Source organism: Vallitalea guaymasensis (assembly GCF_018141425.1).
Classification (GTDB): Bacteria; Bacillota; Clostridia; order Lachnospirales; family Vallitaleaceae; genus Vallitalea; species Vallitalea guaymasensis.
The window spans coordinates 4,202,029-4,228,247 of the sequence record NZ_CP058561.1; the positions used below are offsets into that span (position 1 = coordinate 4,202,029).

Annotated in this window: 14 protein-coding genes; 10 read left to right on the forward strand and 4 right to left on the reverse strand. The window is 33.0% G+C overall.

Annotation, left to right across the window (positions count from 1 at the left end):
- The first annotated feature begins 184 nt into the window (after window positions 1-184).
- Entirely contained in the window at window positions 185-1,390 is a 1,206-nt protein-coding gene (locus HYG85_RS18040; RefSeq protein ID WP_212690837.1) for a hypothetical protein, read from the forward strand.
- A gap of 237 nt (window positions 1,391-1,627) precedes the next feature.
- On the forward strand, window positions 1,628-5,158 hold the full coding sequence (locus tag HYG85_RS18045) for an NPCBM/NEW2 domain-containing protein (protein ID WP_212690838.1): 3,531 nt from the start codon (window positions 1,628-1,630) through the stop codon (window positions 5,156-5,158).
- A gap of 106 nt (window positions 5,159-5,264) precedes the next feature.
- On the opposite strand, the gene HYG85_RS18050 is transcribed toward HYG85_RS18045, so the two are convergent.
- Window positions 5,265-5,603, reverse strand: coding sequence for a helix-turn-helix domain-containing protein (locus HYG85_RS18050; protein ID WP_193774833.1), 339 nt, complete (start codon window positions 5,601-5,603; stop codon window positions 5,265-5,267).
- Between the two features lie 709 nt (window positions 5,604-6,312).
- Between HYG85_RS18050 and hcp the strand changes: the two genes are divergently transcribed.
- The 5 genes from hcp to HYG85_RS18075 all read left to right on the forward strand — a co-directional run bounded on the left by hcp (window position 6,313) and on the right by HYG85_RS18075 (window position 13,316).
- Window positions 6,313-7,953, forward strand: coding sequence for a hydroxylamine reductase (gene hcp, locus HYG85_RS18055; protein ID WP_212690839.1), 1,641 nt, complete (start codon window positions 6,313-6,315; stop codon window positions 7,951-7,953).
- Between the two features lie 322 nt (window positions 7,954-8,275).
- Complete coding sequence (locus HYG85_RS18060) at window positions 8,276-10,024, forward strand: FAD-dependent oxidoreductase (RefSeq protein WP_212690840.1); 1,749 nt, start codon at window positions 8,276-8,278, stop codon at window positions 10,022-10,024.
- Window positions 10,025-10,041: 17 nt separating this feature from the next.
- Window positions 10,042-11,304, forward strand: a complete 1,263-nt coding sequence (locus tag HYG85_RS18065) for an NAD(P)/FAD-dependent oxidoreductase (protein WP_212690841.1) — start codon at window positions 10,042-10,044, stop codon at window positions 11,302-11,304.
- A 3-nt stretch (window positions 11,305-11,307) separates the two neighbouring features.
- Window positions 11,308-11,670 carry a DUF1667 domain-containing protein gene (locus HYG85_RS18070; RefSeq protein WP_212690842.1) on the forward strand — a complete coding sequence of 121 codons (363 nt, stop codon included), beginning with the start codon at window positions 11,308-11,310 and terminating at the stop codon, window positions 11,668-11,670.
- Window positions 11,671-11,888: 218 nt separating this feature from the next.
- Window positions 11,889-13,316: an arylsulfatase gene (locus tag HYG85_RS18075; protein ID WP_212690843.1), complete on the forward strand. Its 1,428-nt coding sequence runs from the start codon at window positions 11,889-11,891 to the stop codon at window positions 13,314-13,316.
- A gap of 65 nt (window positions 13,317-13,381) precedes the next feature.
- Here HYG85_RS18075 and HYG85_RS18080 read toward each other — a convergent pair whose 3' ends face one another.
- The 3 genes from HYG85_RS18080 to gltB form a co-directional block, all read right to left on the reverse strand.
- Window positions 13,382-13,582: a cold-shock protein gene (locus tag HYG85_RS18080; RefSeq protein WP_113676178.1), complete on the reverse strand. Its 201-nt coding sequence runs from the start codon at window positions 13,580-13,582 to the stop codon at window positions 13,382-13,384.
- Window positions 13,583-13,878: 296 nt separating this feature from the next.
- Entirely contained in the window at window positions 13,879-15,342 is a 1,464-nt protein-coding gene (locus HYG85_RS18085) for a glutamate synthase subunit beta (RefSeq protein WP_212690844.1), read from the reverse strand.
- Entirely contained in the window at window positions 15,342-19,874 is a 4,533-nt protein-coding gene (gltB, locus tag HYG85_RS18090) for a glutamate synthase large subunit (RefSeq protein ID WP_212690845.1), read from the reverse strand. Before gltB ends, HYG85_RS18085 begins: the two co-directional genes overlap by 1 nt.
- 465 nt (window positions 19,875-20,339) lie before the next feature.
- On the opposite strand from gltB, the gene HYG85_RS18095 reads away from it, so the two are divergent.
- From HYG85_RS18095 to HYG85_RS18105, 3 genes are all read left to right on the forward strand, one after another.
- Window positions 20,340-22,817 carry a SpoIID/LytB domain-containing protein gene (locus HYG85_RS18095; RefSeq protein WP_212690846.1) on the forward strand — a complete coding sequence of 826 codons (2,478 nt, stop codon included), beginning with the start codon at window positions 20,340-20,342 and terminating at the stop codon, window positions 22,815-22,817.
- A gap of 111 nt (window positions 22,818-22,928) precedes the next feature.
- On the forward strand, window positions 22,929-24,422 hold the full coding sequence (locus tag HYG85_RS18100) for an extracellular solute-binding protein (protein WP_212690847.1): 1,494 nt from the start codon (window positions 22,929-22,931) through the stop codon (window positions 24,420-24,422).
- 20 nt (window positions 24,423-24,442) lie between these two features.
- A complete protein-coding gene (locus HYG85_RS18105; protein WP_212690848.1) occupies window positions 24,443-26,191 on the forward strand; it encodes a sensor histidine kinase in 1,749 nt (582 codons plus the stop codon).
- Window positions 26,192-26,219 lie beyond the last annotated feature (28 nt).

Here is a 26,219-nt window from a genome sequence, read left to right on the forward strand (position 1 = left end):
CAATAGATTTATAGTTATTAGTAGGTATGATTTGTTGCAATATTCAGCAAGATTACGACAGAATATATAAATAATTATGACAAATTACAAACTGATGTCAAATAAATAATTGATTTACAATATACTTAACATAGTTTATAATGGGTAGTGACAAAAAAAGACAATATATTAGGAGGTATATAGTATGAAAAGAATATCAGCAATGATAGTATGTGTATTATCTGTTATGTTAATATTTGTTGGATGTGATTATAATGAAAATAAATTATATAATGCATTTAAGAAATCACTAGAAGTCACTTCAAGTGAAAGTGACACAGATATTTCAATAACTTTAGAGACTGAAGGATTTTCAGAAGAAGAGCAATTCAGTATTGCTGCTGTAAAGATGTTATTACAGGATACGAACATTAACATTCACACGAAGTTACAGCAAAACAAACAAAAGACATCAAGAAAAATGTATGTAGATACTCAGTTCGTTTTTGGTGGAATAGGAATGGGAGTAGAATATTGGGGAGATTATAATATGTTACAAAAGAATTCAAAATCCCTCAATGTAATAAAATTACCATCTATAATGATGTTCAGCGAGGAGTTTGCTGGAAAAGAATATCTTGTAATAAATCAAGAGAACAATGAAGATATTACTTATGATAGTAAATTAGTATTGGAATTACAAGAAAAATTAAATAAATTCTTAAAAGATTACGCTTTACAATATAATCCTAACTTGAAATTAGTGAAAAACAAAGGAAGAAAAACAATTGATGGTAAGACAGCATATGTATATGAATTATCATTAGACAACGAGTCACTAAGTAAGTTGATAAATTATACAGCTAATAATCTATTAGATAATAAAGAAGCACTTGAATTCTTCAGTGAATATATGGACATTATCTCAAAGATGGTTAACAAGTCTGAAGAAGAAGTCAAAAAAAGTAAGGAAGAAATAGATACTATCTTAGAAAATTTAGATGAGAGTAAACCTGCATTAAAAAATATGATTGATATTTTTACAGATAAATTATGTAAATGTAATCTATTAGGTGAAAAAGGTATCGTTATAGAATATGCTCTCAATAAAGAAGGTTATATCATTAACGAATCAGGTTTAATAGATTTGAATATTGATATTGCTAAGATAGAAGAAGTCATGGCTATACAAAATAGATTGACTGATGAAGAATATGATGAAGATATTTTAGATGAAGACGTATCTGGTGTAATCAAATTAGGTTTCAAATTCAACAAAAAAATATATAATATAAATGAAAAAGTTGAAATCGATATGCCTAAATTGACTAAAGAGAATTCTGTTGACCTGAATGAATTAATGAAAGCTAGAAGTGAATCTTTTAGTCAAATGTATCCAAAAGATATCTAAAAAAGGAATTTAATTAAAGCAAATTGATTGCAATAATCAAAAAATAAATACATTAAAAAGATGATTCTCTGTATATATCAGGAATCATTTTTTTTGATTTTCTAATTGTTGCTATTTTGATTAGGATTATAGAAATGAGTCCTATTAATGTAGTTTTATATCATATAGATATAGGATTATAGATGTTAAAATTAAGATGTACCAAAATTTAGAAAATTATTGTATAGGAGGAAAAAAATGTATAATAAGGTTAAAGTCTTTTTCATCAGCTTAGTGGTAGTGACAATGTCATTGTCAAACTTTACAACGACTATTGCTATGGCATCTACGGAGAGTGAAAGTGATTTACGGATTACATCAGCTAACAAAATGTTAGAGCAAAGATTTAATTTATCTAAGCAAAATGTCCTTGAAGTACAAGTTGTTTCACCTGAAAATGAACCAAGAGGTGAATGGGAACCACGAATAACTCAACATTATGGGGTAGATACAGTAATTCCTTCTTATTGGGGAAGTTATCACGGAGTACCTGCTAATGAAGGCGGTAATCACTATAGGGAATGTTTCTGCCTTCGTGATATCTGTCACCAAACTGATGCAGGACACTTGTTAGGTCTTGATAATGAAAACTTTACAATGCTCCAACTTTTTGCAATAGGTGCTAACGATAACACTATAAAACCATACTGGCCAAAATGGTCTTATGATTTCTATGGTTACCCTTATTATATGGATGCGGGTTTTCAAGAGTTGCCTGCTCCTTTTGAGCTATTAGAAAAAATCTATCGTCAATACCTATGGACAGGGGATGACAGATGGATTAATGACCCAGAGATATTGGAATATGCTGAAAATTTACATTCAATTGATGCGTTTATGGGTTCACATGATGTAAATAATAATGGTATTGCTGACGGTGGCGGAAACATGGATATCTTACCTACCTTATGGGAATTTGAAGAGAGAGGTATGATAGTTGAAGCTGGTGATACATATGGTGTTCAATATCAATCATTATTAGCATATGCAGGTATTCTAGAGGCACGAGGGGAAATGACAAAAGCTCAAGAAATTCGTAATAGAGCGATTGCACTTAGAGAATATTTTGAAGAGAACTGGTATTCAGAAGAAGAGCAAATATACATACGTGCTTTTGATAAGTTCGGAGATACAAGAACAAATTGGGGACATGAAAATAGCTTTTTCATGCCAATGAAATTACTTACAGATAATGGTCCTAGAACAGATAGATACTTGGATTTCATTCATTACAATGCATTTGTTGACCCACTGAATGAAGAAGCGCAAACATACCTAGCTGATACATTCTATAAACATGGTGAGAATGCTATGGGATGGCATTGGACTAAAAAGGTGCTTGAACATAATACAACATATCCTGAAATATTTTTCTTGAACATATCTAATGTTATTACAGGTATGATGGGTGTTGAACCAGATGCTCCAAATAATAAAGTTTCCACTATTCCACGTTTAACAAAAGAAGTTCCATGGGTTCAAGTAGATAATATTCCTATTGGATCCAATAAAGTATCAGTTAGACACGATGGAACTGATCAAACCACATTTGAAAACACATCAGGTTCTACAATGACATGGGAAGCTTGTTTTTATGGTCAAGTTGATTCATTAGAAGTAGATGGTCAAACTATTCAAGCTACGGTTGGAGAGCTAAATGGTAAGACTATATCATATGTATCTTTAAGTGTACAATCAGGAGAAAAGAAGACAGTAAAAGTCGACAAAACACATCCTGGATTCTTATATCTTAGTGATCAACAATGGGCGTATGTTACAGATGAAGATAAATTGAAATTAGATACAAGTTATGGCGAAAATGCTATTATGATTGATGAGAAAAACTATCAAAAAGGATTGGGTACATTAGCAAATACAACTATTCGTTACTATTTAGATGGTGAAGCTAGTAGATTCACAGCAACAGTAGGGCTTGATGATGTGAGAGAAGATCAAACTAGCGGCTCAGTTGTCTTTAGAGTATATGCAGATAACGAAAAAGTCTTTGATAGTCAAGTTATGGGTGTATCAGATTCAGCAAAAGAAGTAGATATTGATTTGACAGGTGTAAGAGTACTTGATTTAGTAACTTATGATGCTGGCGATGGTAGTAATCGTGATTATGGAACATGGGGAGATGCAAAAGTTTATACGAACCTTGAAGAATTACCATCAGAAGCTCCAGCTGATTTTGTATACTTAAGTGATATATCCTCAGCTAGTGTTGGAGGAAGTTATACCACAGTTAATAAAGATTTGGATTATGATGGTAGAACCATTGATATTAATGAACGCTCTTATTTTAAGGGATTAGGTGTTCATGCAGACAATGAAATAGTCTATGATTTAGATGGATTGTACTCTAGCTTCATTGTAGATGTTGGATTAGACGAAAGTGTAACAAGTAATGGTGATGTCATATTCAGAGTATATGGGGACAACGACCAATTATTAAGAGAAACAAGCACATTGACTCACACAAGTCCTATTGAAACTATGAATATTGATGTTACAGATATGAATCAATTGAAATTAGTTGTTGACGATGCAGGTAGTAGTTATAATGACAGAGCTAACTGGGCTGATGCACGACTTATTTACAATCCAGAGGTTGATTTGCAATCTGCACTTGTATTAGCGCGTAAAATCAGATTTATAGATATGCCAGGGGTAGCACAAACACAATTAACATTACCTGAAGTACCAGAGGGTTATACAATTGGTGTTAAAACATCAAGTGATACTTCTATTGTTGGATTAGATGGAAGTATTACACCACCAGCTACTGAAGCAACAGTAACTCTAGTTCTAGAAGTTACCAGATTAAGTAATGGAGAAGTGGCTGAAACAAAACCATTAGATGTTTTGATTCCTTCAGATACACAGATTTCCCTTACATATTACCAATGGGATTTGGCAACAGCTGGTTATGGCGATGTTGAACTTAATAAATCCAATGGTGGCAATTCTATCACTATAGGTGGAAACAACTATGATAAGGGAATTGGAACACATGCAGATAGTGAGATTGTTTATCAAATCAATGGTCAGTACGACTGGTTCCAATGTGATATAGGTCTAGATGATGAAACAGGTGTTAATGGTTCTGTTATATTCAAAGTATATGGTGACGATGATGCAACACCATTATATGAAAGCAACGTGCTCTATGGTACTGATTCAGTTGAGAGCATAAAGGTTAATATTAAAGATAATAATAGATTAAAGTTAGTTGTAACAGATGGAGGAGACAACAAAAATCATGACCATGCTGATTGGGGAAATCCTATGTTACTAATTGATAAGGAAGTAACTACAGTTGTATATCTAAGTGACCTAAACTGGACAAGTGCACAGTCAGATTGGGGTTCTGTTAAAAAAGATACAAGTGTAGACGGTAATCCATTGACAATTGATGGGAATACCTATTCAAAAGGGCTTGGTACCCATGCAAGTAGTGAGATTATCTATAACTTAGATGGAGCATATACAACTTTCTATTCTCATATTGGCGTAGATGACGAAGTAGGAACAAACTCAACAATGGTTTTTGAGGTATATGCAGATGGAGAAAAGATTTACGAAAGTGGTGTAATGACTCCTAGTGATTCTTATAAGGAAATCAATGAGGATATAACTGGTGTTGATGAATTGAAATTAGTCATTACCGACGGTGGAGACGGAATTAATTCTGACCATGGTGATTGGGCAGATGCTAAGTTATATTAGATTCAATAACCCCATTAGTCAGTCTTAGACTGTTGATATCAAAAGCTATATCTCATCATTGGGATATAGCTTTTTTTTATAATTTTTCATGTAATAGTTTGAGACCTTATTCTTTTTTCATTAACTTATAATTTGTAACAAATTCTAACATACTTTCTTTTTCATCTTTATTTAACAGTATTAACTTGGCTATTATATTGGATAATACTTCATCATCTGTATTATAGGGTTGTTGAGTTTGCTTGAAAAAATCTTCTAAACTTATCCCCATAGCGGTAATAATTTTGTTTAGCATTTCAATGGAAGCGTTATTTACCCCTCTTTCGATTCTACCAATATGTGTGGGGTCAACATTTGCTTTAAGGGCTAATTCCTCTTGGCTTAGATTTTTTGCTGTTCTAAATTGCCTTATTCTATTGCCAACAATATTTAATATGTCACTCACTTTTATCACCCCATTTTCCTTGTTTATAACTTACATATTTATGCTAGACTTAACAAGTGCATTTAATACCTAATTTATTTTAAAATAGTGATTGAATAGCTTGACAAAAAAACATATTTTTCTTATACTTGTTATGGAGAAGTGTTATGTTAATAAGAAACATTGATGAAAGAGGGCAGATACCATTAGGTCGAATAATGGTATTATAAAATTAATGTAACAATTCTCACTCCTCACACCTTAACCCACTGGAAGAAAGGGACAATATTAAAATCCCTTTCTTTTTACTGCATGTATATTATTAGTATTGACAAAATTCTAGATTTATTCGTATCCTATGTTATATTAAAAATAAAATGAAGCTAGAGCTGTCATAAATTAAACAGCTTTAGCTTCATATGTAAAAATAGCATTTTATAGTAGATTATCTATATGTTAAACTATATATTCTTTTTCAAAAAGTAATACTTATGTTTTGGAGGGCACTCATCTAATACCCCAAAAACTTCATATCCATGCTTAAGGTAAAAATCTTTTGCCTGGAAATCAAAAGTATCTAAAATAACTGTCTTGAATTTGTTAAAAATTTCTCATTCGTAACATAAGTTACAGAATTCTAATTCACCTCATGCTATACTTTGGTCAGTGGTTAACAAAAAACAAAAATTAAAACATAATTAAAATAAAAATATGAAAGGTTGTGTGAACTATGTTTTGTTATCAATGTCAAGAGGCTGCAAAGGGAACAGGTTGTACATTAGCAGGAGTTTGTGGCAAAAAACCAGAACTAGCTAATCTACAAGACTTACTTATCTATACTATGAAGGGACTTTCAATATTTGCTAATGAGGCTAGAAAAGTTGAGATTGATCTTAACCAAGTGGATGAATTTATAGTAAATGGATTATTCATGACAATAACAAATGCTAATTTTGATGAAAACGCATTTTATCAGACAATAAGAGAAGGACTAATACTAAGAGAAGGATTAAAGACTAAATTAGAAGAAAAAGGTATTGTTCTTGAAAACTTACATGATAGCGCTACATGGACAGCAGATTCAAATAGTAAAATGGAAGCGAAAGCAGACAGTGTAGTTGTAGGGGTATTGGCAACTGAAAATGAAGATGTTCGTTCATTAAGAGAATTAATAACATATGGAGTAAAAGGTATGGCTGCTTATGCACATCATGCTTATAACTTAGGTAAAGAAAATAATGAAATATATGCATTCATTACTAAAGCATTAGCTGCTACATTAGATGATACTCTAAGTGCAGATGAGTTAGTAGCACTTACTCTTGAAACTGGAAAATATGGTGTAGATACTATGGCATTGCTTGATGAAGCTAATACTTCTACTTATGGTAATCCAGAAATAACAGAAGTAAACATAGGTGTAAGAAATAATCCTGCCATATTAATATCAGGTCATGACCTTAGCGATTTGGAACAATTATTAGAGCAGACTAAGGGAACTGGTGTTGATGTATATACACATAGTGAGATGTTACCAGCGCATTATTACCCAGCATTCAAGAAATATGATAATTTCGTAGGAAACTATGGAAATGCTTGGTGGAAACAAAAAGAAGAATTTGAATCATTCAATGGACCAGTGTTATTTACTACTAATTGTATAGTACCTCCAAAGGCAAATCATATGGATAGAATATATACAACTGGAGCTTCAGGATTCCCTGGATGTAAGCATATTGAAGCTGACGAGAATGGTAAAAAAGATTTCAGTGAGATTATAGAACATGCTAAGAAATTAGATTCTCCTACTGAAATTGAAACAGGGTCAATAGTTGGTGGTTTCGCACATGCTCAAGTTTTTGCACTTGCTGATAAGGTTGTTGAAGCTGTCAAATCTGGAGCAATCAAGAAATTCTTTGTAATGGCTGGTTGTGATGGAAGAATGAAGTCAAGAGATTATTATACAGATTTTGCTAAACAATTACCTGATGATACAGTAATCCTTACAGCTGGTTGTGCAAAATATAAGTATAATAAATTACCTTTAGGTGATATAGGTGGGATTCCTAGAGTATTGGATGCTGGACAATGTAACGATTCATATTCACTTGCTGTCATTGCTCTCAAATTAAAAGAGGTATTTGAACTTAATGATATCAATGAATTACCTATTGCATATAATATTGCATGGTATGAGCAAAAAGCGGTAATAGTGTTATTGGCTTTATTGCATCTAGGTGTGAAGAATATTCACTTAGGACCTACACTTCCTGCATTCTTATCACCAAACGTAGCTAAAGTATTAGTAGAAACATTTGGTATCGGTGGTATTACTAACGTGGAAGATGATATAAAAATGTTCTTACAATAAAATATTATATAATGAAAATATGAAATGCTAAAAAGGAGATGCAGATTGATGTATCTCCTTTTTAACGTTTTATATTAATGGGTGGAAGAAGATATTTATTTAACATAGTGGTGAACAAATAAATCACATATGAATAAATTAAAGTATCTTCTATAATTATTATTCAATTCCTCACCATAGAAAATATTATTAAGAATTTTCTTTCCCCAATCTTGACAAATAACAAAATTAAAGTTAGTATAGACGTATAGACGTCCAGTTGGGAAATGTTTGGAAGATTAATATTAATTAAATCTAAGTGTCAAATGAATGGAGAGAGGTCATGAAAGATAAGATTATAAAAGCCATAAAAAGTGTAAAAGAACTTTCTTGTTATGATATAGGCATAGAAATCTCATCTGACAAAATTGTTACTCTGACAGGGGAAGTTGATGAATGGCAGCATGTAGTAGATATTGGTCATATTGTTGCAAAAGTAAAAGGTGTTAATAATGTGGTGAACGATATAACAGCACGGGGGATAACTATACCACAAAAAGATAATAGCCAAAAAATCAAAAAGACTCTGCAAGAGAATGTACATAAGAAATGCGATATCTTAATAATAGGCGCAGGGATCTGTGGCTGTGCAATTGCAAGAGAATTATCCAAATACAATCTAAGCACAATAATAGTTGAAAAGAACAGTGATATAGCAGAAGAAGCAACAAAAGCCAATAATGGTAATATTCATCCAGGGGTTCTAGCTAAACCTGGGACTTTAAAAGCAAAACTCAATCTAAGAGGCAATGAATTATATACAAAGCTGTCTGAAGACCTTAATTTTAAACTAATAAGATCTGGTTCCTTAAACGTTGTTTATGATAAAAGTGAATGGAGAAAGATGTTAGGACTCAAGTTCCTAAAAAAATCTAAACTAGGATATCTAGTTAAGCCAGCGAGACAATTTATGAAAGTTCCTGGACTAGAATGGTTGGATAAAGAAGAGGTCAATAAATTAGAACCAAACCTAAAAGGTGAGCCTATTGGAGGATTTTTAATGTCCACAATGGGATTGGTTGAACCTTATGAAGTATGTATAGCCTTTGCAGAAAATGCAGTCCAGAATGGGGTAACATTCATGTTGGATACAGAAGTCCTAGATGTACTGACAGAAGACGGAAAGACTAAAGGGGTAATAACCAATAAATGCATCATTGAAAGTAAATATGTCATTAATTGTGCTGGAGTATATACAGATAACATAGCTGAGATGGCTGGAGACAGATTTTTTACAATTCATCCTAGAAGAGGTGCCATAGCCATATTTGATAAGAATAGAAAAGGTTTCTTTAACAGACCAGCTGGAACAAGAAGTGGACGAAGTAAAAGTACTAACTCAAAAGGCGGTGGAGCTTGTGTAACGCCAGAAGGAAATCTATTATGGGGACCAACTGCTACAGAGATTCCATCTAAAGAAGATAAGTCAGTAGAAGCTAGTGATATGGATTATATAATAAAATTAGGTCAGCGTGTTACAGATGAAGTCAAGAAATCAGAAGTAATCACTTTTTTTGCAGGTATCAGAGCGGCAGATTATAAAGAAGATTTTATAATAGGTATGTCAAAAAAAGTAAAAGGGTTTATCAATGTAGCAGGAATACAATCACCTGGGTTAGCATCGGCACCTGCAATAGCAGAAATGGTTGGAGGAATAATAAAAGATGATATGGGGGATATGCCTCTAAATAAAAACTTTAATCCAGTTAGGAAACCTAAGGTACAATTCAGGGACTTATCCCATGAAGAACAAGATGAACTAATAAAGATGAATCCCAAATACGGGAATATAATATGTAGATGTGAGCTAATAACCGAAGGAGAAATATTAGATGCTATACATTCTGAAATACCAGCAACAACTATAGATGCTATAAAACGTAGAACAAGAGCTGGAATGGGTAGATGCCAAGGTGGTTTTTGTGGTCCTAGAGTATTAGAAATACTTGCTAGGGAGTTGAAAAAAGAACCTACAGAAATAACTCTAAAAGGTTCAGATTCATATGTCCTAGATAAAAACAGTAGAGTGTAATGGAAAGGAGGGATTAGATGAAATATATTGAAACAGACGTAGCTGTTATCGGTGGCGGACCAGCTGGGTTAGCAGCGGCTACAGAAGCTAAGAGACAAGGCGTAGAAAATGTACTTATAATTGAAAGAGATGTAGAATTAGGCGGAATCTTACAGCAATGCATACATGATGGGTTCGGATTGCATAGATTTGGAAAAAGATTATCCGGTTGTGAGTATGCTGAGAATTTTATAGAAGAAGTAGATAATCAAGATATAGATGTAAAGATAAAAACTATAGTCTTAGAAATAACTAAAGAAAAGATAATATATGCAATGAATGAGTCTGAAGGCATGATGAGAATAAAATGTGGAGCAATCATCCTTGCCATGGGATGTAGAGAAAGAACCCGTTCCCAAGTATTTATATGGGGTACAAGACCAAGTGGTGTACTTACGGCAGGTACTGTACAGAGATATATAAATATGGAAGGATATCTCCCAGGTAAAAAAGCAGTAATTCTTGGTTCAGGTGATATTGGACTTATTATGGCAAGAAGAATGACACTTGAAGGTATTAAGGTAGAAGGTGTCTATGAGCTAATGAGTTCTCCAGGAGGATTAACACGAAATATCTGTCAATGCTTGGATGATTATAATATACCAATGCACCTGTCAACAACAGTTGTAAGAATACATGGTAACAAGAAATTGGAAGGTGTGACAGTAGCCCAGGTAGATAATAATAGAAATCCTATAAAGGGTACAGAAAAATACATTGAATGCGATTTATTGGTTCTTGCAGTTGGATTAATACCTGAAAATGAATTGTCTAGAAAACTGGAAGTCAAGATTGATCCAAGAACAAAAGGACCAGTGGTAGACGAAAGTTTCATGACATCAGTTGAAGGTGTTTTTGCTGCTGGAAATGTAGTGACGGTATTTGATTTAGTAGATTATGTATCCATAACGGGAGAGATAGCAGGTCGTGGAGCAGCTAGATATCTGGAAGGGAATCTTAATCTGAAAGATGAATATCAATCAGTTGTTCCTGGTGAAAACGTTAATTTTGTAGTACCACAGATAATCAGGAAAAACAACTTGGAAGAACAGCTTCCTATATATTTTAGAGTTAAGCAGAAAGAGAAAAAAGTTAAAGTGATTGGTGAAATTGACGGAGAGATTTGTTTGGATAAAAAACATGTCGTAGTATTACCACCTGAAATGATTGTTGAAAATATAAAAAGTGAAAAAATCAAGTCAAGTAATAATGAGTTGACCATTAGTGTAAAGGTGGGGTAGATTATGAAAAAAGAATTTACATGTATTGTTTGTCCTATGAGTTGCCATCTGACTGTTTATCAAGAAGGAGATAATATAATTGTAGAAGGAAATACTTGCAATAGAGGTAAGGTGTTCGGTGAAAACGAATATGTTAATCCTAAAAGAATGTTGACAACTACAGTAAAAATAGATGGAAGTCATTTGAAAAGATTGCCAGTAATCAGTAATGATGAGATACCAAAAAGTAAAATATTTGAATGTGTCAATGAATTGTACAAAATGACAGTTAGAGCACCAATTAATAGAGGGGATATTATAATAAAGGATATATGTAATACAAATGTAGATATTGTAGCATCTAGAAGTATAGCAAAAATATCTTAGCATAATTAAAAAAATCATTAACTATAAAAATCACGATTCTTAGTTCAGTATGAGAATCGTGATTTTTTTTATAAATATATATCAAAAAAAGTAAAAATTATCATGTTAATATCAAGTAATTTAAAGTAGAATATAAATAGGCTTTAAATATATATTTTTACCAGTAATATTTACAAAAGTATAGCTTCTGATGAATTGAAGGAATAGGAGATGATGTAATGGAAGCTAGTAGACCTAATTTTGTTTTTATATTTCCAGATCAATGGAGAGGTGATTGTTTAGGAAAAGATGATAACCCTATTATAGAGACGCCTTACTTGGATGCTCTGGCATCTGAAGGAGTAATGTTCAATCATGCTTATGCAGCTGCACCTAGTTGTATTCCAGCTAGAGCATGTCTTGCAACAGGGCAGACTCCGTCAACTTGCGGCAGACCAGGATATAGGGATGGCATCCCTTGGAGATATGAACATACATTAATGAAGGAGCTTCGTGATGGAGGCTATCATACAATGTGTGTAGGAAAGACACATTTTTATCCACAAAGGGTAAGATTAGGGTTTGAGGAACTCAGATTGTATGACCCGCAGGAGAAGTTAGGTGATGTTAAGAGCGATTATCATCGCTGGCTTGAAAAAGAAACCAATGGGAAAGTAAAAGACCCAGCAATAGAGTGGAATAATAATACATGGATGAGGTATAGTTGGGAAGCAGACGAATATCTTCATCCTACTAATTGGACTACTGATAATGCAATAGAAATGCTTGAAAACAGAGATCCCCACAGACCATTTTTTATACAAATAGGATACCACAGACCTCATTCACCATATGATCCACCAAAATATTATTATGATCTGTATAAAGACAAGGAATTGCCACCTATTCCAGTGGGGGATTGGGCAAAAAAAGAAAATAGTAGAGAAATAGAGGAAGTTGATTCTTTTAGAGGGGAATTACCTGATTATCTGTTAGATAGGATGCGAAGAGCATATTACGGCTCAATTACTCATATTGATGCCCAAATAGGACGCTTGATTTTCTGGCTGAAGAAAAATAGGTTATATGATAATACATACATAATCTTTTGCTCCGATCATGGAGATTTGATGGGTGACCATCTATCATTCAGAAAAGTAACTCCAATGGAAGGTTCTGCAAGGATTCCTTTTATAATAAGAACCCCTGAAAGTAAGATAACAGGAAAAAGAACACTTCCTGTTACCCATATGGACATTATGCCTACAATACTTGAAGCAGCCAAACTAAAAATACCAGAAGAAGTAGAAGGTATAAGTCTTTTATCTGCATTAGAAGGAAAAGATGAAAAAACTAGAACATTTATACATGGAGAACATAGTTTTGTTAGTAAGAATATGGTTGAAGGATGGCAATTTGTTACTGATGGAAAAGAAAAATATATATGGGAAAGTTATTCAGGAAAAGAGTATTTCTTTGATTTAGAAAACGACCCTAATGAAATGAAAAATATTATTAATGATGAAAAGCAACATGATAAGATTCAGTTATGGAAGAATCTTATGATTGATACATTAAAAGAACGTAAAGAAGACGGATTGGTAGAAGATGGCAAATTAGTATCAGGCAGATATGCTCCAGAAGTAAGAGAATATCTATGTAAATAAAACATGTCAATAAATGGACATGAAAAAAAGAAGGTAATATACCTTCTTTTTATTTCGTTCATTTATTATAGCTTAACTACATTCTCTGCTTGAGGTCCTCTAGCGCCTTCGACAACTTCGAATTCAACTTTTTGGCCTTCTTCTAGAGTTTTAAATCCATCACCTTGAATTGCAGAAAAATGTACAAATACATCATCTTCACCTTCAACACAAATGAATCCAAATCCTTTTTCGCTGTTAAACCATTTTACGATACCTGTTTTCATTAAAACATCCTCCGAAATAAAATTATTTGTAATTCTTTACTAATATAGACTATCATATACAGCGAGAAATGTCAAATTTTATTTTAAAAAGAATTAATATTTTTATTCAATAAACATAAAATTTTATGATTTTATTTTAGTTTTCAGTGTAATTTTACCATGAAAATATCATTTTATAGAATTATTTGGTTTTGTATGGTAATATTTACCTTAAATATACATAAATATTACCATACTGATTATAAGAACAATAATAAATTAACTTTTTTAAAATATATTTGGCATATTCTAATGTATTATAATGAACTTCTTAGGTAAGTAGTACCCATAAGATATTCATCAACTGATTTAGCCAGTTTTCGACCTTCGGCTATTGCATGAACAACTAGTGATTGACCACGTCTCATGTCACCAGCCGTAAAAACTCCTTCAATATTGGTCATGCAATTAGCAGCAGCTAATACATTACCACGTCCATCATATTCAACTCCAAGGTCATCCAACATACCTTTATGTTCAGGATGTAAGAATCCCATAGCAAAAAGTACTAAATCAGCATCAAGCTGAAATTCACTGCCTTCAACTTCTTCCATAGTCTTTCTACCATTTTCATCAGTAGACCACTTAAGTTTTACACAATTGATTTTTGTTACTTTTCCGTCTTTGCCTTCAAAGGATTTAGTAGCTATGCTGTAATTCCTTATATCCTTACCAAACTTAGCCATTGCTTCTTTATGAGAAGTAGAAGTTCTAAGAATCATTGGATAAACTGGCCAAGGCTGTCCTGAGCTTCTATCGGCAGGGGGAGCATCCAGTAATTCAAGCTGTATTACATCAGCTGCACCTTGTCTAATGGAAGTACCGACACAGTCAGACCCTGTATCTCCACCACCTATAACAATTACCTTTTTATCCTTAGCAGTTATGGATTCATTAGCAGGAATATCTTTTCCTACATTCCTTTTATTAGCTTGTGGCAGGAATTCCATTGCAAAATGGATACCATCCAAATTTCTACCTGATACATCAAGGTCTCTAGGTGTTGTTGAACCACCTGTCAAGCATATTACATCATACTTGTTTTTCAAGTCTTCTACGCTGACATCTTTACCTACATTAGTATTAGTCTTAAAATCAACACCTTCTTCTTCCATTTGATTGACTCTACGGTCTATATAGAGTTGTGGAAGCTTGTAATCAGGAATACCATATCTTAGGCAGCCCCCAATTGCATCTGCACGTTCATAAACTGTAACTGTATGACCTACTCTTGCTAATTGTTGAGCGGCAGCCAGTCCAGATGGACCAGAACCTACAACAGCTATTTTTTTGCCAGTATATACGGCAGGCGGTTGAGGTTTTACTATACCTTTTTCCCAACCTTTTTCTATAATTGCAAGTTCTATCTGTTTACATGTGATAGGCTTTCTATTAATACCAAGTACACATCCTGATTCACATAGAGCAGGACATATTTTACCAGTAAATTCTGGGAAGTTATTTGTAGTATGAAGAACTTCCAAAGCTTTATCCCACTGATTATTATAAACTAAGTCATTGTAGTCAGGGATGATATTACCAAGAGGGCAGTTATAGCTGCAAAAAGGTACTCCACAATCCATACATCTAGAAGCTTGAACCTTAATCTCTTCATCTTCTAATGGAACATAGATATCATCAAAATTGTTAACTCTGTCTAGCTCTGGTTTGTAATTTCCTAATTTTCTTTCGAACTCTTTAAAACCTGTTGCTTTACCCATTATCTGCACCCCCTGAATTCAAGGTTTTTTTCTAGTAATATTTCTTTGTACGCTGGAGATATAACTCTAATAAACTTATCTTTGTACTGTTCAAAATTATTAATGATTGTTTTTGCTTTTTCACTATCAGTATATTTTATATGATTTTCCAATAATCTTTTGATTCTTGTAATGTCTTCATCTTGGATAGTTTCTGTAATAACTAATTGGTAGTTACATCTATTCTTTTCAAAATCTCCTATTTCATCAAGAACATATGCAATACCACCACTCATACCAGCACCGAAATTTCTACCAGTTGAACCTAGAATCAGAGCAATACCGCCTGTCATGTATTCACAACCGTGATCTCCAACACCTTCAACTACTGCTGTAGCACCAGAGTTTCTAACTGCAAAACGTTCTCCGGCAATACCATTTATATATACTTCACCATCTGTTGCTCCGTATAATAACGTATTACCTACTATGATGTTCTCGCCTGCATCAAAGGTAGCGTTCTTATCAGGATATACTATGAGCTTTCCGCCTGATAAGCCTTTACCTAAGTAATCATTAGCATCACCTTCAAGTTCTAATGTCATACCAGAAGTAGCGAATCCACCAAAAGTCTGACCGGCAGAACCATTGAATTTGTAATGGATTGTATCATCAGTTAAACCGTTATCACCATATTTTTTGGCTACTTTACCTGCTAACATAGTTCCTACAGTTCTATGGATATTTTTAACTGGATATTCTTTATATACTTTGCTCTTTGAATCAATTGCTTCAGCTGCATCAGATATTAGAGTTCTATCAAAAATATCTTCCAAACCATGTTCTTGCTCTTTAACACATTTTGGCTGTATTCTTGATGGAAGTTCTGGTCTATATAAAATAGAATCAAAATCAATAGCTTTTGCTTTCCAATGCATCTTGGATTGGTTTGGTTTCAACATATCTACACGGCCAACCATTTCATCAATTGTTCTAAAGCCCATTTCAGCCATATATTCTCTAAGTTCAGTAGCTAAGAAGGTAAAGAAATTGATTAGATGTTCTGGTTTACCTTTAAAATGTTTACGCAACTCAGGGTCTTGTGTCGCAACTCCTACAGGACATGTATTCTTTTGACATTTTCTCATCATTATACATCCGCTAACTACTAATGCCGCTGTTGCAAAACCAAATTCCTCTGCTCCAAGTAATGCGGCGATTGCAACATCTCTACCAGTCTTTAACTGACCGTCTGTCTGAACAACAATACGACTACGAAGGTCATTCATAAGTAATGTTTGTTGAGTCTCAGCTAATCCAAGTTCCCAAGGAAGACCAGCGTATTTGATTGAACTTGCTGGTGAAGCACCTGTACCTCCGTCATGACCTGATACAAGAACTACATCTGCATGTGCCTTAGCTACACCTGCTGCAACTGTACCTACACCAACCTCTGAAACAAGCTTAACATTTATTCTTGCCTCTTCATTAATGTTTTTCAGGTCATAAATAAGTTGAGCAAGGTCTTCTATAGAATAGATGTCATGATGAGGTGGTGGGGAAATAAGGTCAATACCTGGTGTTGAGTGACGTACCTTAGCTATGGCTTCAGTTACTTTGTGTCCTGGTAGATGACCACCTTCACCTGGTTTAGCTCCTTGAGCCATTTTTATCTGTATTTCCTCTGCGTTGACAAGATACTCGGCAGTTACACCAAAACGTCCAGAAGCTACCTGCTTGATGGCACTATTTCTTGAGCTGCCGTCTTTATCTTTTACAAATCTGGCAGGGTCTTCGCCACCTTCTCCAGAGTTTGATTTACCACCTAATTTATTCATAGCTAATGCTAGGGTTTCATGAACTTCTTTACTTAGTGAACCAAAGGACATTGCGCCTGTTGCAAAACGTTTGACTATATTCTCTACAGGTTCAACTTCACTTAGAGGTATAGAACCCATTGTAGAAAAGTCTAGCATACTACGTATTGTACATAGTTTTTCACTTTGGTTATTGATAAGCCCTGCATATTCTTTGTATAAATCGTAATTGCCAGTTCTACAAGACTGTTGTAATTTACTAATAGTATCTGGATTGAATAAATGTGCTTCAGATTCTTTTCTCCAATGTAAATTACCACCTTCCAATAAGTTCTGATAAGGATTTCTAAGTGAATTGAAGGCTACGCTATGGCGCATAATCACTTCTTTTGCAATAATATCAATACCGATACCTTGGATTCTTGAAGGTGTTCCAGGGAAGTATTTGTTTATGATGTCACTGTTAATACCCACAGCTTCAAAAATCTGTGCTCCATGATAACTTTGAAGTGTTCCAATTCCCATTTTTGATAATATCTTCAATAAACCGTTTCCTATAGCTTTTTTATATCTTGAGTAAGCTTCTTCGTAGGATATATCTTCTGTAACATATAGTTTGTTTTCAACAAGATGCATAATGGTATCAAGAGCGACATAAGGATTGACAGCAGTTGCACCATAACCTATTAACAATGCCATATGCATAACATCTCTAGCATCACCAGTCTCTACGATGATATCTACTTTGGTTCTTAATTTTTGTTTTATCAAGTGGTGATGAACACTTGAAGTAGCTAACAAACTAGGTATTGGAGCATTGTATTTATCAATGTTACGATCACTTAAAATGATTACATTGTATCCTTCGTTGATATTGTTTATAACTCGTTCATTAAGAGAATCAAGAGCTTCTTGTAGACCTTCACCTTCTTTTGAAACAGGGAAGATAATTGGAATCTTGACTGCTCTAAAATCTTTATGGTGAATATGACGTATCTTTTCAAAACTAGCGTTGTCAAGTATAGGTGAATCTAATTCAATGAAGTTAATATTTTTCTTCTCATTTAACTCACCTAGAATATTACCCTTGTAACCAATGAATTGTTTTAGGGACATTACTAATTTTTCACGTATAGGGTCAATAGGTGGATTTGTTACTTGTGCAAATAGTTGCTTGAAGTAATTACTTAGCAGTTGAGGTTTTTCTGATAACACAGCAAGAGGTGCATCATTACCCATTGAGCTAATAGCTTCCTTACCTAATTCAACCATAGGAGCAATAATTCTTTTTAGTTCTTCTTCTGTATAACCGAAAACTTTTTGTATTCTAATAATTCTATCTTGACTAAGTACTGCTGGGTCATGAGGATAAGGTAAATCTTCTAAAGTTAATTTATTCTTATCAACCCATTTTTTATATGGTTTTTCAGATGACAGTTCTTTTTTGATTTCTTCATCTGAGATTATTCTTCCTTCATTAGTATCTATTAAAAACATCTTTCCAGGTTCTAGTCTTCCTTTTTTGATTATGTTTTCTGATTCAAATGGTAAAACTCCTGTTTCAGATGCCATTACAACCAAATCATCATCAGTTACTAAATATCTTGCTGGACGAAGTCCGTTACGGTCAAGTGTAGCACCGATTTCGATACCATCTGTAAATGCAATACCAGCAGGACCATCCCAAGGTTCCATGAGTTTTGCATGATATTCATAGTAAGCTTTCTTATCTTCATCCATGGTAGCATGTTCTTGCCATGCTTCTGGTATCAACATGGATATGGCATGTGATAAAGATTTGCCACTGGCTACTAATAGTTCCAATGCATTATCCAAATTCATTGAATCTGATCCATCAGGTGTTATTATTGGGAAAAGTTTTTTAATATCTTCTCCTAGAATATCTGATTTGAGGATACCTTCTCTTGCATTCATCCAATTAACATTACCTCTAAGAGTATTAATCTCGCCGTTATGAGCTAAGAAACGGAATGGTTGGGCTCTATCCCATGATGGAAAGGTATTAGTACTGTATCTTTGGTGAACTAAAGCAATAGCACTAACCATTGAAGGAGCTTTTAGATCAGGGTAGAATTCTGGAATTTGTCTAGCAAGTAACTGTCCTTTATATATCATTGTCTTACTTGAAAGGCTGCAAATGTAAAAAGCTTCAGTATAAGTATGATATGCTTCTCTTATAGCTTTTTCAACCAGCTTTCTAACAATATATAATTTGGTTTCAAATTCTGTTGCAGTAAGATCGCCTCTTTTAATAAAAATCTGGTGTACTACAGGAATTGTTCCTCTTGCAGTCAAACCACAGGCTCTTTCATTAACAGGGACATGTCTCCATCCAATTAACTCAAGGTTTTCACTGGCAAGGTATTTTTCAAATACACCTTCACAGAAATATCTAGCATTAGGTTCTTGAGGTAGAAAGACCATTCCAACACCGTAATCACCTTCATCAGGTAAAGTGAAATCTAATGCAGCCATTTCTTTTTTTAAGAATTCATGAGGGATTTGGATTAAGATACCTGCACCGTCACCAGAATCAGGGTCAGAACCTACTGCTCCACGATGAGTTAGATTAACTAATACATCCAGTCCTTGCTCTATAATTGTATGGGATTTATTACCTTTCATATGAGCTACAAAGCCAACGCCACAGTTATCTTTTTCAAATTGTGGATCGTATAGACCTTGTTTTCCAGGTAAACCATAAGATTTATTCATATCGTTGCCTCCTTGATTATGTATTTACAGATTGTTGAAGATAGTATAACATAAATTATTAGACAATTCAATACAATGAAGGATAAAATATAATGACATTCATAATGACCTTTTATTCATCATTGCCATTGGGGTGAAACTTAGGAAAAATACCCCTTGTTTTATTAATGATAACACAGTTTTTTTGGATTTTATATATAAAAAGATTACCAGATAGAACTTGAAATGTGAATTATATTACTAAATATCCATCATTTGAAAATATAAAATTGTAATAAAAATAAAAAATTGGTATAAACAAGCCTAAAATAATATATATATTATACAAGATTAAGTTATTGATTATAAACTATTAACAAATATCTTGGCAGATAGCTTAATTTATTAGTATAAAATTAGAATCTGTGATAAAATATACTGTGGAGTATATATTTTACAAATGAAACAATATATGGGGGTTATTAAATGAAATATAGTAAAATTTTAGGTGCCACTTTATTAATAATTATCATGTTATGTGCATGTACGAAGACTAAGGATACAGTAGAAGATAATACGATAAGTAATAGTACTCAGGTAGAAAACAACACAGATAATGATTCAGTTACTCCAAAAGGAGATAATGAAGATGACAATAATGAACCACCTATAATTATTAAAAGCGATATGATTGTTACAAGAGCTGTTGCAGCAAAAATGATATCACTTGCAAATTTTGACAAAAGAACTATTGAAATCAGTGACCGAGAAATAGAATTTGAAGACACAACACCAGAAAATTGGTTTGACAAATATATTAATATGGTAGTAATCAATAAATGGATGTTAGGTGGCAGTAAGACTTTTAATCCACTGAGACCTCTAACTATTAATGAATTACAGACTATTAGTGAAAGATTTGGTATTAATTTAGATAGATTACATGTAGAGATGACAAATAAGGATGAAGCAGTAAGTTATGAAGATTTTATGACCTTCTTTGAAGTGCTATGTGACAAGAATAAAGATGAAGGTGGAATAAGAACCAAGAAATTGACAGTATTTGCAACACCAGCCAATAGTGCCAGTTTGAATTCTTGGCAAATGGCTACTAATTATGGCATGTATACTTTTGAGGGTCTGACTCTTGATAGATATTTGGATAAAGAGATTGAAGTAATAATTAGGGATAGAGAAATTGTTGCAGTCAAGAGAGTTATAAATGAAACACCAAAACTTACCAATGCGTATATTGAAAAGATTGATGGGAATATTGCTACTGTATTTATGGGAGGAATCAGTAGAGAATTAACTATAAACCATGATAAATACAAACAGAAGAATGATGTGATAGGAGATATAATTATTGATAAGGGACATATTACTGGTATTCTATTAAAAGAGCAAAAAGTCGCAGGTAAAGTTATGTTGATGAGCAGTGAAAAAGTAGACTTAGATGAATTGGGCACATATTCTCTAACAGATGATGCTAAAATCTATTCAACGGTAAGTGGTATTCGTTGGAAAAGCATTAATAATATCATTGTTGGATATGATTCCACTGACTTCGTTGTTGATGATAATGGATTAGTATGTGCAGCAATTATTAGGGATAAGGTGGATATTAAGGATATAAGAGTGCTAATAAGCACCGATAAATTCAAGAGTAAATATCATAAGAATGTATCAATAACAGCAACAACCGATTACATAATAGAATATGGAGATAATAAAAAGCAAAGTAAAGCTGGAGAGATTATAAATATTAATGATAATTATTTTGAATCTAATGATAGGATATACGTTAAGGCATTAGATAATGGTAAGATAACAATTAATAGTATTAAGAGAGGTAATGATTTCAATCCTTCTTATAGGGGAGTAATAGAGGTTGCAAAAGAAAAAGAAGGTTATTTGATTGTGAATGAGGTTCCTGTTGAAGAGTATCTATATGCAGTTGTTCCTAGTGAAATGCCGACTTCCTATGGTATAGAAGCGTCAAAAACTCAAGCTGTATGTGCTAGGAGTTATGCGTATACTCAGTTTTACTCAAACAGTTATTGTAAATATGGTGCTCATGTTATTGATAGCGTCAGTTCACAAGTATATAATAATGCATCTGAAAATGAAACATCCATAAAAGCTGTAAATGAAACCAGTAAAATGGGATTAACATTTAATGGCAATGTGGTTTCTGCTAATTTCTTTTCGACTTCCTGTGGTTTTACAGCAAGTTCAGGAGAGGTATGGCCACACTATAGTAATACAGAATTTCCAACAACCTCTCCCAAGTATCTTAGGGCTAAGCCTCAATTTGATGGTGAAACCAAATATGATAATCTAGAAGATGAAGAGCTTTTTAGAGAGTTTATATTGGATGATAAGGTTGATGGTTATGATAAGAAGTTTGCCTATTACAGATGGTCCGTTGAATTGACAAAAGAGCATATTGAAGCATGTATTAACAGTACTATAGGTAATCAATATAAGAAGCAGCCAAAACTTATTAAGACCCTTGATGAAAATAAAATATTCAGAAGCAGACCTATTGACAGTATTGGAACATTAAAAGATATTGGTATATATAAAAGAGGTAAAGGTGGCAACATTACAGAAATGATTATTGAAGGTTCTGAGGGTATTGTTAAGGTAGCAACAGAATATAATATCAGGTTATTGGTTTCGCCAGTTAGTTATATAGAAGGTAAAGAAACAGTTCCAGTTATATTACAGAACAAAAGTGAAAAGATAGTTGAAAAATTGATGCCTAGTGCTTTTTATATAATGGATAAAGAGTATGATAAGGATGGTAATTTGGTCAAGGTAATATTCAGAGGGGGCGGCTACGGTCACGGTGTTGGAATGAGTCAAAATGGTGTGAAAGGCATGGTTGATAAAGGGCATGATTTTAAGAAAATACTTAATCATTATTATGAGGGAACACAGGTAAAAGAGATTTATTAATTTCATGTAAGGATAAGCATTTTGGATAAAATATTTCCTTTTATAGTATTTGAATAATGTGATATAATAACGTAATATATAAAATATCTAACTTACAAGTGGGTGACATAAATGAACAAAAAGACGTTAGCTATAATTTTGATAGTAATAGGGCTTTTAATTACGACCTTCCTTGCTAGATATAATAATGAAGATATGAAACAAAATACACAAGTAAAGAATGATAATAATATTTTGATGGGAACTAATTTTGAAAATCTGGATTTACCTGAGAATTATGATATTCGACAGTTTGAGGGTATTACTCTTAATTTTATTGTTGAAAATAATCTATATGCTAATGTTATTTTGCATGAAAGTGAAGAATTCCAGGATATAACTGGAATCAATATCAAAGTAAAAGCTGTAGATTTTGATACTCTAGTTCAAAAGGTAAATCTGGATTTTATTGCAAAAGATGGTAAATACCAGCTCATATATGTTGATCCATATCAAACTCTTAATAGATTTTATAACTATTTGGAGGTTCTTAATTCATACAACACCAATCCTGATTATCCCCATATAATTGGTTATACAGATGATTTTTTAGAATATCAGACCAGGGTTATTTCTTATTTTGAGGAAGATACCCATTTATATACTGTGCCATTTGACAGTACTACTATGATTTTATATTATAGAAAAGATATTTTTGATGCTTATAAAGATAAGTTCATTGAAGAAAAAGGGTATGACCCTACTCCTGGTACTAAAGGTTTTACTTGGGAAAAGTATATTGAAGTTTCTAAGTGGATTGATGAAAATGTACCGGATGAAGAAATAAAGTATGGCAGTGGTCATATGGCTCAAAAACATAATTCTATTTTTTGCGATTTTTCCAATGTGTTGGCTTCTTATGGGGGAGATTATTTCTTTGATGAAAACATCAATACTCTTGGTTTGAAATCATTCAAAAATATTAATGTAAAAGATAAAGAATTCTTAAAAGCTCTTGATGTATATAAAGAGATTCTAAAGACAGCTGCGCCAGAGAGTGTTGAATGGAATTGGACAGATTCAGCTAATGCTTTTAGAAACGGGGAAATAGCTATGATGCCTAATTGGGATGAGAACTATACTTATATGGAAGATGAATTGCACTCAAAAGTTGCAGGAAAAGTGGGCTATTCCATATTGCCTAATGGAGATGAAAGAAGTGCAAACATTTTTGGCGGTTCAGGAATAGGAATTAACAAATATGCTTCTGATATAGAAAAACAAGCTTCATGGTTATTCATTACTTGGGCTACTTCTAAGGACATGCAGTTAAAAGTACTTGAACATCCTGAAGGCGGCAGTCTTCCAACAAGAAAATCAGCATATGATATTAACACAGAAACTGTGGATATACAATTTGAAGATAATTTTATTAAGCACAAAAGTGCTGTGTTGGATGCTTGGAAACCTGAGAATCTATATCTAAGACCTAAGATATCTAATTTCTATGATGTGGAACAGGTGATAATAAGTAACCTTCATGATATGATAAAATATGATCTGGATTCAAAAGAAGTAAGTGATAAAATATATGAAGAACTAAGACAGATTAGATTACAAGAATGAATGGCACAGGAGAGATATAAATGAAAAGAATAAAAATCTATCATGCTTTGCGTGTCAAACTTGGTATAATAGCTATAGTTTTAATTGCACTTCCTGTGATAGCTATATCTATCACCTATTCAAGAACTGTCAAAGAAATCATAAAAAACAAATATACTGATACAGCTATACAATCTGTTTTTGAAACAGGAGATAAGATAGACTTTATCTTGCAAGATATTGAGGAATTCTCTACTGTCATAATATCCAATACCAATCTACTTGAGATGCTCAAGAATGAATCGGAATATGGATATGACGATTTCAAGAATACTTTAAGAGGTTTTATTACTTCGAGAGATGATATTGAAGTCATTGACTTGGTTATGCAAGGTAGAAAATATTCTATTGGAGCTACCAAAATAACAAGTGCATATTCTATTCAAAAAGCACTTATGGATTCTTCTGGACAACCAGTATGGCTACCTACCAAAAAAGAGAATATAGAAATACTATCAGGTATTTTTGATAAATATTATTTTACATTGGCTCGTAGAATCATTGATTTCAATACACTGGACGATTATGGATATCTGATGATTAATATGGAAGAAGTCATTTTGGAACAAGCCTACAAGAGTTTGATAGATGATGAGAATGTAGAACTATTCATATGTGATAAGAATGGAGTAATAATCAGTCATCCAGATAAAAGTAAAATAGGTACAACAATCAGGTATAAACGCTATGCTAATGAGGTTCTGACCAGTAAAGATAATAACAGTTATGTTCAGTACAAGGATAAAATAGATAAGGTAGCAATATATTCCACTATTGACAGTAATGGCTGGAAGATAATCAAAACCATTTCTACTGGTTATCTATATGAAGAGATCAATAACATACAAAAATATTTTCTGTTAGGAGGATTCTTGTATGGTATCGTTATAATTCTATTCATGATCTTTTTTTCTATAAGATATACGGAACCTATGATGAAAATGAAAAAAGTAATCAATAAAGTTGAACAAGGTGATTTGACAGTTAGGACAGAAGTTCATTCCAATGATGAAATAGGACAACTTGGGGATAGTCTTAATAATATGATTTCTGAGATGGAAGTACTTATCAACAAATTGGTCAAAGAAGAGCAAGCAAAAAAAGAAGTGGAGTTGGAAGCTCTTCATGCCCAGATTAATCCTCACTTTTTATACAATACTCTGAATACCATTAAGTGGATGGCGAAGATTCAAGGTAATAAAAGTGTCAGTAGAGCTATTACTGCCTTGATAAAATTATTAAGGATAAGTACTAATCTAGGCAGGGATATGATAACCCTTGAAGAAGAAATAGATTATGTTAAGAACTATATTGTCATTCAGAAGTTAAGGTTCAACGAAGCGATTAATCTAAATTATAATATTGATAGTGATTGTTTGGGACTTACTGTACCAAAGTTGTTTTTGCAGCCAATAGTTGAAAACTCAATCATATATGGTATTGGTGATGAGAACAACGAATTGAATATTGAAATAAAAGCTTTTACCAGAGGAGAAGACTTGATTATTGAAATAACAGATGATGGACCAGGTATTGAGGATGAAATATTAGAAAAAATATTTAAATCCCAAACAGATAGAAATAAATTCAGTAAAGTCGGGTTGAATAATGTTAATCAAAGGATTAAATTATATTGTGGCAGTGATTATGGTTTGCAGATTGAAACAAAAGTAGGAGCAGGAACATTGGTTAGGGTTAGACTTAATGTAAAGGATGTAAAATATTCTTAAGGAAATATTGTAGATTAAGCGGGGTGTT